The organism is Sphingomonas oleivorans (genome assembly GCF_003050615.1).
Taxonomy (GTDB): domain Bacteria; phylum Pseudomonadota; class Alphaproteobacteria; order Sphingomonadales; family Sphingomonadaceae; genus Sphingomonas_H; species Sphingomonas_H oleivorans.
Window position 1 is genome coordinate 1 of sequence record NZ_NWBU01000008.1, and the last position, 11,808, is coordinate 11,808.

Consider the following 11,808-nt stretch of genomic DNA (forward strand, 5'->3'; position numbering starts at 1 on the left):
CATCACCTGCTCCGCATGAACACGGAGCCCTATGAATCAGTGATTAGCCCGCTTGGGAATCCTGAATGTCGATCGGCCCTAAACCTATGTCCATCAAAACGGGGAAACATCAGACTCAAGATTTGGATGGTTCTGCCGGACTGCGGCTTCGGCCATCCTCCGCAGCATCACGAGCTCAAGGCAGCCGATGTGCCGCTGATGTGAACCGCCATTACGGAAGGAAACTCAGCCTGTTCGTGCGTTCATGACAACGGATCTCTAGTCGGCACGCCATCAACAAGACGCAATAGGCCCAGCGGATTGGTGTTCTGTAGCGCCTCCGGCAGCAGCCAGTCGGGATAATTCTGATAGCATATCGGGCGCAGGAAACGATCGATCGCGAGCGTGCCGACCGATGTGCCGCGCGCATCCGACGTGGCCGGATAGGGACCGCCATGAACCATCGCGTCGCTCACCTCGACGCCGGTGGGATAGCCGTTGAGCAGCAGCCGACCCGCCTTCTGCTCCAGCGTGGCGATCAGCGGGGCGAAGCTTTCCAGATCCGGCGGCTCGGCGATCAGCGTCGCGGTGAGCTGACCCTGCAGGCATTCCAGCGCCCGTAGCAGCTCGGCCCGGCCATCCACCTCGACCAGCAGGCTGGCGGGCCCGAACACCTCCTCCTGCAACAGCGCGTCATGGCCCAGCAGCAGGTCCATCTCCGCCTTGAACAATTGCGGCCGCGCCTGGCTGTCCGCCTGCGGCTCGCCCGCCAGACGGCTGATGCCCGGATGCTGGTAGAGGCGCGCGACCCCCCGCGCATAATTTTCGAGCGTTCCCACATTGAGCATGGGCTGCGCCCCCTGCTCTTCCATGCGCGCGCTGAGCGCCGCCTGGAACTGCGAAAATTCGGGCGAGCGCAGGCCGATGAGCAGGCCGGGCTTGGTGCAGAACTGCCCGCATCCCAGCGTGATCGACGCCGCCAGCTCCGCCGCGATCGCCTCGCCCCTGAGGCGGAGCGCCTCGGGCAGCAGCAGGACGGGGTTGATGCTCGACATTTCGGCGAAGACGGGGATCGGCTGCGACCGGGCGGCGGCCATATCGCACAGCGCGCGGCCGCCTTTCAGCGATCCGGTGAAGCCCACCGCCTGGATCGCCGGATGCTTGACGAGCTGCTCGCCTACCCCGCCGCCATAGATCATGTTGAACACGCCGCCGGGCATGTCGGTATCGGCGGCGGCGCGCATGATCGCCTCCGCGACCAGTTCGGAGGTCGCCATATGGCCGGTGTGCGCCTTGAACACCACCGGGCAGCCGGCCGCGAGCGCGGAGGCGGTGTCGCCCCCCGCGGTGGAGAAAGCGAGCGGGAAGTTGCTCGCGCCGAACACCGCCACCGGGCCCAGGCCGATGCGATATTGGCGCAGGTCCGGGCGCGGCAGCGGCTTGCGCTCGGGCAGCGCCCGGTCGATCCGCGCGCCATGAAAATCCCCGCGCCGCAGGACTTGCGCGAACAGGCGGAGCTGATTGCTGGTGCGTGCGCGCTCGTTCAGGATGCGCGCCGCCGGCAGCGCGGTTTCGCGGCAGACGATGGCGACGAAATCCTCGTCCAGCGCATCCAGCTCGGCGGAAATGGCATCGAGAAAGCGGGCGCGCTTTTCCGCCGACATCTGGCGAAAGGCCGGATAGGCCGCCGCCGCCGCGCGGGCCGCCGCATCCACCTCATCGGCGCTCGCCTGGACGAAGCCATAGGGCAGCGCCTCGCCGCTGCTGGCGTTTATGCTGCGCAACTGGATCGAGCCCTCGGCGCTGCGCGAACCGCCGATATAATTAAGTCCGAGTATCGCTGACATATATGGCTCCTTGACGCTGTCGAGCGCGGGCGATGGGCGATGCCGCTCCTCAGGTGACGGCATCGATCTGCCACGGCACGAACTCATTCTGTCCGTAGCCATGCTGCTCGCTCTTGCTCCGCTCGCCCGAAGCGACGCGCAGCATCAGCTCGAAAATTTGCTCGCCGCATTGCTCTATGGTCGTCGAGCCATCGGCTATGCCGCCGCAATTGACGTCCATATCCTCTTCCTGGCGCTGCCAGAGCGCGCTGTTGGTGGCGAGCTTGATCGAGGGGGACGGCGCACAGCCATAAGCCGAACCCCGTCCTGTGGTGAAGGCGATCAGATTGGCGCCGCCCGCGACCTGGCCGGTGGCGGACATGGGATCGTAACCCGGCGTATCCATGAACACGAGGCCGCCGGCCCGCACCGGCTCGGCATATTCATAGACGTCGACCAGATTGGTGGAGCCCGCCTTGGCCACGGCGCCCAAGGATTTTTCGAGGATGGTGGTCAGCCCGCCGGCCTTGTTGCCGGCCGAGGGATTATTGTTCAGCTCGGCATGCATCCGCCGGCAATATTCTTCCCACCAGCGGATCCGCGCGACCAGCTTCTCGCCCACCTCGCGGCTCACTGCCCGCCGCGTCAGCAGATGTTCCGCGCCATAGATTTCCGGCGTTTCGGACAGGATCGCCGTGCCGCCATGCGCCACCAGCCGGTCCACCGCATTTCCGAGCGCGGGATTGGCGGTGATGCCGGAATAGCCGTCCGATCCGCCGCATTGCAGGCCGACGATCAGATGACGCGCGCTGACCGGCTGGCGCTCGATACGATCCGCCTCGGCGAGCAGCGCCTTCACCTCCTCTATGCCCCGCGTGACGGCCTTCGCCGTGCCGCCGCTGTCCTGGATGGTGAAGCTGCGGAGCTGCTCGCTTCGGTCCAGCCCCTGCGCGGCGAGCAGGCCGTCTATCTGATTGGTCTCACAGCCCAGGCCGACGATTAGCACCGCGGCGAAATTGGCATGCACCGCATATCCGCCGAGCGTGCGGCGGAGCGTCGCCATCCCCTCCCCACTCGCGCCCACGGCGCAGCCCTGGCCATGCGTCAGCGCGACCACCCCGTCGACATTGGGAAAGGGGGCGAGCGCGGCGGGATTGATGTCCCGCCGGAAATGATCGGCAATGGCCCGCGCCACGGTCGCGGAACAGTTCACCGTGGTCAGGATACCCACATAGTTGCGCGTCGCGATGCGCCCGTCGGGGCGGACGATCCCCATGAAATATCGTTCGTCCGCCGCCTTGATCGTCGGGCGGGCGTCCACGCCGAAATCATGGTCGCGGGCGAATTCGCCCATCGCCAGATTATGCACATGGACATGCTCGCCCGCCTCGATCGGCGCCAGCGCGAAGCCGATGATCTGCCCATAGCGGCGGACCGGCTCGCCCATGCCGATGCGCCGCGCGGCGATCTTATGCCCGGCGGGGATCGGCTGGCGCACCATCACCCCCTCCTCATCGAGCAGCAGGCCCGGCGACAGCGGCGCGCGGGCGATCATGATGTCGTCTAGCGGATTGAGCCTGATGACGGCGGGAAGACGCGACAAGGCCGCCGATCCTGTCAGAATGTCCATGGCGATGACCTCGCAAGACGCCGCATGTCGGGCCCGGCTTTCCGGAAAGGATGGCGAGTGGGTCTCATCGGCGGCCCCGGCCTGAAAAGCATGTCTGCCCGAATAGCATGCGGCCAATGTGCGGTCCCGTGCGATGCTTGCCCAATGAGAACTATGGATTGAGCGATAACCTTCCTTCATCCCTGCCCGGCCCGGATCGCGTCCCGGGCTCGCTTCCTTCGCAGGCGGATTCGAGAAGGATGTCGACAAATTCGCGCGCGGCGTCCGAAAGCCGCTCCTCCTTGCGGGTCAGCACGCCATAATCCTGCGGCTCCACGCCGAAGGGGATATCCAATATCGTCAGCAGGCCGCTCTGCACCTGCGCCTGCACCATCGATTCGGGTAGCAGCGCGATCATCGGCCCCGCCTGCAGCAGGTGTAGGAAGGTCTGGGTCGAGATGGTTTCCACCACATTGATCGGGGTGGTCAATCCGATTTCGCCGAAGGCGCGCTCCATGCGCCGGCGGATCGGCGTGTTGGCGGGAAAGAGGATCCATGGCCAGTCCATCAACCGCGCGGGCGGCACGTCGCTCTGCCCGCACAGCGGATGCCGGCTGTTCACCACCAGGCAGAAAGGCTCCGGCGCCAGCGTCCGGAAATCGAATAATTGCTGGTAACGCTCGTCGGTAAAGCGGCCAATGACGAGATCGAGCATCCGGTGATCGAGCATGTCCAGCAGCTGATCGCTGGTCTGTTCCACCACCTCGATCGACAGGAGCGGCCGCCTCACCTTGATGCGGGCGATCGCCTCGGGCAGCAATATCGCCGTCGCCGCGAAGATTGCGCCTACCCTCAGCCGGCCATGGCCGCCCTTGCGAAGCAGATTGACCTGATCGGTGAAATGGCGCGCCTCGTTCAAGGTCAGCCAAGCATAGCGCGCCACGAATTCGCCCAGCTCGGTGGGCGGCATGGATCGCGGCAGGCGCTCGAACAGCGGAAAGCCCAGCAGTTCCTCCAGATCGCGCAGCATCTTGCTGATCGCCGGCTGGCTGAGATTCATTTCCTGCGCGGCGGCATGCATGTTGCGGGTCCGCGCGAGCGTATCGACGAGCAGCAGATGCTTGAGCTTGAGCCAGCCACAAATGCTGGAAAATGAAATGTCGCTGCTGCCCATCGCGATACTCGCCCGTCAAGATCGATAACCGGAGAATATCGGCTATTCTGAAATTGTCATTGGGATCGATCGCAGCGCGCATTTAGCATTGCCGCTTCCTCATGGGCAGAAGGATCTTCCGGATGACGGCCATGGACCTCAGTGCGGCGAACACGCTCCCCGTCGATGGCCTGAACGGCGTGCTGGTCGGCCGGGCCTGGGTGCCCGGCGATATAGCCGGCCCCTCCCCCATATTGCTCCGCGCGGAAGGCGTGTTCGATCTTTCGCATCATTTCCCCACGCTCAGCGACCTCCTGGAAAGCGAGGCTCCCCAGCAGGCGCTACGGCAGCTATCCGGGCAGCGGATCGGCAGCGTCGAGGATCTGCTCGCCAATAGCGGCGCGCGCCACGATCCCTCCCGGCCGTTCCTGCTCGCGCCCGCCGATCTGCAGGTCATCAAGGCAGCCGGCGTAACCTTCGCCGCCAGCATGATCGAACGGGTGATCGAGGAACAGGCCGGCGGCGATGCGAGCCGCGCCGGGGACATACGCGCCATGGTGCGGCGCGCGGTCGGCGACAATCTGGGCGCGATCAAGCCCGGCTCGGCCGAGGCCGCGCGCGTCAAGGAATTGCTGATTGAACAGGGCCTCTGGTCGCAATATCTGGAAGTCGGCATCGGCCCAGACGCCGAAGTCTTCACCAAGGCCCCCGTCCTTTCGGCGGTCGGCAGCGGCGCGGAGATCGGCATCCATCCCCATTCCGCCTGGAACAATCCCGAGCCCGAAATCGTGCTAGCGATCAACAGCCGGGGGCAGATCCTCGGCGCGACGCTGGGCAATGACGTGAACCTGCGCGATTTCGAAGGGCGCAGCGCGCTCCTTCTGGGCAAGGCCAAGGACAATAACGCCTCCTGCGCGCTCGGCCCCTTCATCCGCCTGTTCGACGAGCATTTCACGCTGGACGATGTGCGCCGCTCGGTGGTCGATCTTCGCGTCGAGGGCGAGGATGGCTATGTGCTGCTCGGCACCAGCTCGATGCGGGAAATCAGCCGCGATCCCCTGGAACTGGTGGCGCAGACGATCGGCCCTAACCATCAATATCCGGACGGGCTGCTGCTGTTCCTCGGCACGCTGTTTGCGCCCACCGAGGATCGGGACCATCCGGGCGAGGGCTTCACGCACAAGCTGGGCGATCGGGTGAGCATCGCCAGTCCGCTGATCGGCGGGCTGCACAATCGCGTCACCCATAGCAACAAGGCCGCACCCTGGACCTTCGGCCTGCGCGATCTGTTCGCCAATCTTGCCGCGCGCGGCCTCCTGAACGCCCCGCCCCGGCCATCGAACGTCCAGCGCATGGTTGCCTAAGGGGAGAAGAAACCAGCCGGAAACAAAAGATCCGCACATAGAAAGCGGATGCAAGATAAGACCTTATTACAATATAATAAATATCGGAACAGAGACTCCATAAAGGAGCATGATAGGAGAGTATCGTCATGTCAGGCTTCGTGACAAGCGAAACACATGCCGTGCATGTGGAAAGCGCCATCGCCAAATGTCGCTGGCGCATCCTGCCTTTTCTGGCCCTGATGTTCGCCCTAGCGATGATCGATCGCTCCAATGTAGGCTTCGCCAAGGCCGCGTTGCAGGCGGATCTGGGCCTCAGCAACACCGCCTTCGCGCTCGGCGCGGGCATATTCTTCATCGGCTATGCGCTGTTCGAAGTCCCCAGCAACCTGATCCTGCACCGGATCGGCGCCCGCGCCTGGCTCAGCCGGATCATGATCACATGGGGGTTGGTTTCGGCGGCGATGATGTTCACCCGGGACGAAGCGACCTTCTATGCGCTACGCTTCCTGCTCGGCCTGGCGGAGGCCGGCTTCTCGCCCGGCGTGATCCTTTATCTGACCTACTGGTTTCCGGCGCATCGCAGGGGTCAGGCGATCGGCATCTATTATTTCGGCCTGCCTTGCGCGCTGCTGGTGGGAAGCCCGCTTTCGGGATGGCTGCTCGACATGCATGACATGTTCGGCCTCGCCAACTGGCAATGGATGTTCCTGGTGGAAGGGCTGGCCGCCGTCATTGTCGGCTTCGTCGCGCTCTTCTACCTCAACAGCAAGCCGGAAGCCGCCAATTGGCTCAGCCGCGATGAAAAGGACGCGCTCACCCGCGACCTCCAGGCGGAGGAAGAGCGCAAGCTGCATCATGGCCCCCGGGGCCTGCTCGCGGCGCTCGGCAATCCCCGGGTGATGACCTTCATCCTGATCTATTTCAGCATCCAGGTGAGCGTCTATGGCGTGATCTTCTATCTGCCCACCCGGATCGCCGAACTGCTCGGCACGACCGTGGGGCTGAAGGTCGGGCTGTTCATCTCGCTGCCTTGGCTCTGCGCGGCGGCGGTGATGTCTATCGTGACGCGCTATGCGGATCGCCATGCGGCCCATTTGCAGCTGGCCATGTGCATGCTGGCCATGGCCGCGCTCGGCGTGGCCGCGTCGGGGCTGTTGAACAGCTTCGTCCCCGTGCTCCTGGCCTTCTGCGTGGCGGCATCGGGCTTCGTCACGGTGCAGCCACTCTTCTGGACGCTGCCGACCGGCTATCTGGGCGGCGTGGCCGCGGCGGGTGGCATCGCGCTGATCGGCGCACTCGGCAATATCGGCGGCTTCATCGCGCCAATGCTGAAGGCCAATGTCGAGGCGATCTTCGCCGATCCCCGCGCCGGAATGCTCTCTTTGTCGATCGTAGGACTATTGGGCGTGCTGCTGATGTGGCGGCTGCAGGACGAGCGCCCGCGCGCGCAGTCGCTCCCGCTCGAGCCGGGGCTGGTCGCCGGCGAGTGACGATCGCGATCAAGCCGATGGCGGCGGCGAGATCGCGATCGGCTCGCTGAAGAGATTTTCGCGATAATCGGCTTTTGACGGGAGGCGGAGGCGCCACCGGGCAGCTGACGACGGCCATCTGCGACCTAATCGTTTGAAGAATTGGAATAATCTTTCGGAAGAGAAGATATTCCTAGGGGAGGATAGCATGCAAAGCGCCGCGATAGACGCCGCTTATTATGCGGCAATGGAAATTCCATCCGCACTGGCCCATTCTGTTGCCGAAGAAACGCCTCGGAACGCCCAGGACAAAAATGGAGCAAAGGCAGGAAATGGCGGTCCGCTTGTCCTGCCCACCTCGCCATCCAAGGGCACGAACGGGAAGCTTGGCATGACGGGCAGCAACCCTCTCGCCGACGAACATCTGCTGGGCGACTGGGCCGGCATCCGCACCGGGCTTCAGGACATGGGCATAAGCCTCAGCGCGCAATACTTGCTGCACGGCGTTTATAATCTCAATGGTGGCACCGATTCCGGTTTCCGCCAGGCGGGACAGGCCTCGTTAGGCGCCACCTTCGATCTCGACAGGATGATCGGCGTGAAGAAAGCCGTGATCCAGCTCCTGATCCTCAACCGCAATGGCGACAATCTCAGCACCGACAAGCGCCTGTTCCTCCTCCAGCCCGCCCAGGGCATTTACGGGCGCGGCGAGGTCTGGCGGCTGACGCAATTCTGGTATCGCCAGACGATCGGTAAGGTCGAATATAAGATCGGCCGGGTGAGCCTCAGCGAGGATTTCGCCACCGCACCCTGTATCTTCGAAAATGGCACATTCTGCGGCACCGCGCCGGGCAATATATTGGGCTATTATTGGTATAATTCGCCGGTCAGCGAATGGGGCGCCCGGGTCCGCCTCTATGACGGCAGGAAGGGCTATTTTCAGCTCGGCCTTTATGAGGTGAACCCCAGCAATCTTCGCGACGACAAGGGCTTCAACCTGTCCTTCAAGGGGTGCACCGGCGTGATGATCCCGATCGAAAAGGCCTGGGCGGTGCGGCTCGGCGGCGATCCCCGGCGGGCGGGCCTGTACAAGATCGGGGCCTGGTACGACACATCCAGGGCAACCGATCTGGTGCGCGACGTCGATGGCGGCATGGCCGCGCTCAGCGGCCGGCCGCTGGAGAAGAAACGCGGGCGTTACGGCGCCTATGCCGCGTTCCGCCAGCAGATCGTCGCTCCCGATGCGGAGGGCGCGGGCGGCTTCAACATGTTCCTGAACGCGGTTCAGGGCGATCGGCGCACCGCGCCGCTCCTCAACAAATTCGCGGTCGGGGCTTTCTATTCCGGCCTCATCCCGGGCCGCCCGACGGACGAGATCGGCCTCGCCATCGGCCGGACCCGCAGCAATGGCCGGCTCGCCCGGATGCATGCGGCATGGAATGAAATGGCGCGGGACAATGTGCCGATCCGCCGCTCCGAATATGCGGCGGAGCTCGACTATATCATCTATCCGCTGCCCGGCCTCACCCTGCGTCCCAACCTCCAGCTCGTCGTCCACCCGGCCGGGCGATCGGATCGTAAATCCATCGTCATCGCCGGCTTCAGTGCGCTGACGTCCTTTTGAGCCGCCTATTTTGAGTTCCTTTCTATCGGTTAGTGTCAAATCTCATGAAATTAGGAGGCGATCCACACCGTCCTCGCAAGGATTCTTATTTAGGAGGCTGATAGTCATCGGTAGCGTGAAGCCAGACAACGACCCCATGCGTTGGAGTTTCTGCTTTTAGAAACCTCGAGATCTTGCATATCCGGAGAAGGAGCAGGCTCTAGTCAGCAAACCAAATCATCACCACTCCGGACTACCAATGCTCCGTGACCGGACCGCCCGTTGCATTTATATGGACCTCCGGTGAAGTAGCCCCCTAAATGGCCTGACAGGCCCTCGCACTTATGAAAGTGTGAGGAATATGCCTGACCCTATGACTGGAACGTACGATCGGGTAGAGGTGATCACCTCGGTGCAGCGCCGGCGGCGCTGGTCGGTCGAGGAGAAGATCCGGATCGTCGAGGAGACGGATCTGCCCGGCAATACGGTGTCGCTGGTTGCCCGTCGCCATGGCATAGCCGGCAACCAGCTGTTCACCTGGCGCCGTCTCATGGCGCAGGTCGCGCTCACCGCCGCCGCCGCTGGCGAGGAGGTCGTGTCCGCGTCCGACTATCGAGCGCTGGAGGCACAGATGCGTGAGCTGCAGCGCCTGCTGGGCAAGAAGACGATGGGGAGCGAACTTCTCCGTGAGGCGGTCTCCCGGGCGGCAGGCCCAAAAAAACAACTGTTGCGCTCGACCTCGTGGCCGGAGGGTGGCCAGTGAGCGCGGTTGCAGAGGCGATCGGCATCTCACGACCGCACCCGATGCGGCACCGGCCAGGGCCGCGACGTGGCGGGCGCCCACCGCTGCCCGACGCCGAACTCGTCGCTGACATCCGCGCGCTGATCGTCGATCTGCCGACCTACGGCTACCGGTGCGCGTCCACGCGCTGCTCCGCCGTCAAGCGGAGAGAACGGGCGAGGCAGTCCCCCTCCGACCGCTAGCGATGTGGCCGAAGGACAGGACCGTGGAGATGGAGAGCGTTTCCGGGCGGCGCTCGTGCCGCTGGTCAGGCTGCTCGCCCGGCAGGCAGCGCGCGACTGGCTGGACAGAGCTGCGAAGGGCCACCGGCGCGCAGAGGAGATTGAGCAGCCTGGGACGGAGTGACGATGACCCGCACGGCCCTCTACGCGCGCTACTCGAGCGACGCCCAGCGCGACGCCTCGATCGAAGATCAGCTCCGGCTCTGCCGCCTGCATTCCGAGCGGCAGGGCTGGCAGATCGTCGACAGCTATGCGGATCGCGCCATATCGGGCGCCTCGCTTCTGCGTCCGGGCATCCAGGATCTGATCGCCGACGCGCAGCGCGGCCGGTTCGACCTGATCCTGACGGAATCGATCGACCGTCTCTCGCGCGATCAGGAGGATATTGCCGGTCTCTACAAGCGGATGCGCTTCGCCGGCGTCCGCATCGTCACCCTGTCGGAGGGCGAGGTGAGCGAACTCCATATCGGCCTCAAGGGGACGATGGGCGCGCTCTACCTCAAGGATCTCGCCGACAAGACGCGGCGCGGCATGCGCGGCCGTGTCGAGCAGGGCAAGGCCGGTGGCGGCAACAGCTACGGCTATGATGTCGTGAAGCGCCTCGACGGCAATGGCGAGCCGGTCCGTGGCGACCGCGCCGTCAATGAGACCGAGGCAGCCGTCGTGCGTCGGATCTTCCGCGACTATGCCGACGGCAAGTCCTCGCGGACGATCGCTCTGGACCTGAACCAGGAAGGTCTTGCCGGCCCCGGCGGCGGCGCGTGGGGACCGACAACGATCCACGGTAATCCCAAGCGCGGCACCGGCATCCTCAACAACGAACTTTATATCGGCCGGCTGGTCTGGAACCGGCAGCGTTTCATCAAGAATCCGGATACCGGCAAGCGTGTGTCGCGCCTCAATCCAAAATCCGAATGGGTCACGCAGGACGTTCCCGAGCTGCGGATCGTCGATCAGGCGCTATGGGACCAGGTGAAGGCGCGGCAGCAATCGCTTACCCTCGGTCCACAGGAGAAGAGCGCCAACCCGCTGGTCGACCGGCGGCGTCCCAAATATCTGCTCTCCGGCCTGCTCAAATGCGGCCGCTGCCGTGGGAGCTATTCGCTGATATCGAGGAACCTGCTCGGCTGCGCGACCGCACGGGACAAGAGCACCTGTGACAACCGGCTCAACATCCGGATCGAGACGCTCGAAGCCTCGGTGCTGAGCGGCCTCCGCACCCACCTGATGGACCCGGCACTGTTCAAGACGTTCTGCGAGGAGTTTACCCGCGAGGTGAACCGCAGGCTGATCGAGCGTGGCGCGACCATCGCGGCCTGGCGCAAGGAACTGGAGAAAATCGAGCGCGAGCTGGACAAGGCGATCGACGCCATCCTCGCAGGCACGCCACCCCAGCGGCTCAAGGACCGGATGCAGGTGCTTGAGGATCGGCGTGCCGAACTGAAGGACAGCCTTGCTACCGCGCAGGAGCCGCCGGCGCTGCTTCATCCCAACATGGCCGAGACGTATCGTAGCCGGATTAGCACGCTGCATGAGTCCCTCCGCGACGAGGGTACCCGGTCCGAGGCCGCCGAGGCGATCCGATCGCTGGTCGATCAGGTCGTGCTGACGCCGGAATACGGCGAGCTTGGAATCCATCTGCGGGGGGATCTGGCGGCGATGCTGGCGTTTGCTGTGGGCAAAGAAAAACCCCGCCTCCTTGTGGGGACGGGGTCGCGATGATCGTTGGTTGCGGGGACAGGATTTGAACCTGTGACCTTCAGGTTATGAGCCTGACGAGCTACCGGGCTGCTCCACCCC

At 64.3% G+C, this 11,808-nt stretch carries 9 protein-coding genes; 6 read left to right on the plus strand and 3 right to left on the minus strand.

The features are described from left to right. The coding region (locus tag CLG96_RS18980) for a hypothetical protein (RefSeq protein WP_207796656.1) at positions 1–204 on the plus strand (204 nt) is incomplete at its 5' end. 38 nt (positions 205–242) lie between these two features. On the opposite strand, the gene CLG96_RS09780 is transcribed toward CLG96_RS18980, so the two are convergent. The 3 genes from CLG96_RS09780 to CLG96_RS09790 form a co-directional block, all read right to left on the minus strand. After that, positions 243–1,826, minus strand: a complete 1,584-nt coding sequence (locus CLG96_RS09780; RefSeq protein WP_107967719.1) for an aldehyde dehydrogenase (NADP(+)) — start codon at positions 1,824–1,826, stop codon at positions 243–245. A gap of 49 nt (positions 1,827–1,875) precedes the next feature. Next, entirely contained in the window at positions 1,876–3,408 is a 1,533-nt protein-coding gene (locus CLG96_RS09785) for a UxaA family hydrolase (RefSeq protein ID WP_207796657.1), read from the minus strand. Between the two features lie 178 nt (positions 3,409–3,586). Next, positions 3,587–4,588: a LysR family transcriptional regulator gene (locus CLG96_RS09790; protein WP_107967714.1), complete on the minus strand. Its 1,002-nt coding sequence runs from the start codon at positions 4,586–4,588 to the stop codon at positions 3,587–3,589. A 122-nt stretch (positions 4,589–4,710) separates the two neighbouring features. Between CLG96_RS09790 and CLG96_RS09795 the strand changes: the two genes are divergently transcribed. From CLG96_RS09795 to CLG96_RS09815, 5 genes are all read left to right on the plus strand, one after another. Further along, a complete protein-coding gene (locus tag CLG96_RS09795) occupies positions 4,711–5,931 on the plus strand; it encodes a fumarylacetoacetate hydrolase family protein (protein WP_107967720.1) in 1,221 nt (406 codons plus the stop codon). A gap of 128 nt (positions 5,932–6,059) precedes the next feature. After that, positions 6,060–7,403 (plus strand): MFS transporter, encoded by a 1,344-nt coding sequence (locus CLG96_RS09800; RefSeq protein WP_107967715.1) that lies wholly within the window; start codon positions 6,060–6,062, stop codon positions 7,401–7,403. 370 nt (positions 7,404–7,773) lie between these two features. Next, complete coding sequence (locus tag CLG96_RS09805) at positions 7,774–9,006, plus strand: carbohydrate porin (protein ID WP_165799615.1); 1,233 nt, start codon at positions 7,774–7,776, stop codon at positions 9,004–9,006. A gap of 379 nt (positions 9,007–9,385) precedes the next feature. Further along, positions 9,386–9,748: a transposase gene (locus CLG96_RS09810; protein ID WP_165799616.1), complete on the plus strand. Its 363-nt coding sequence runs from the start codon at positions 9,386–9,388 to the stop codon at positions 9,746–9,748. Positions 9,749–10,134: 386 nt separating this feature from the next. Continuing rightward, complete coding sequence (locus CLG96_RS09815) at positions 10,135–11,730, plus strand: recombinase family protein (RefSeq protein ID WP_107967718.1); 1,596 nt, start codon at positions 10,135–10,137, stop codon at positions 11,728–11,730. Positions 11,731–11,808: the final 78 nt, after the last annotated feature.

Coding starts and splice junctions, on each gene's coding strand:
- CLG96_RS09780 (WP_107967719.1), bottom strand. CDS start 1,826: ATGTCAGCGATACTCGGACTTAATTATATCGGCGGTTCGCGCAGCGCC.
- CLG96_RS09815 (WP_107967718.1), top strand. CDS start 10,135: ATGACCCGCACGGCCCTCTACGCGCGCTACTCGAGCGACGCCCAGCGC.
- CLG96_RS09800 (WP_107967715.1), top strand. CDS start 6,060: ATGTCAGGCTTCGTGACAAGCGAAACACATGCCGTGCATGTGGAAAGC.
- CLG96_RS09790 (WP_107967714.1), bottom strand. CDS start 4,588: ATGGGCAGCAGCGACATTTCATTTTCCAGCATTTGTGGCTGGCTCAAG.
- CLG96_RS09795 (WP_107967720.1), top strand. CDS start 4,711: ATGACGGCCATGGACCTCAGTGCGGCGAACACGCTCCCCGTCGATGGC.
- CLG96_RS09805 (WP_165799615.1), top strand. CDS start 7,774: ATGACGGGCAGCAACCCTCTCGCCGACGAACATCTGCTGGGCGACTGG.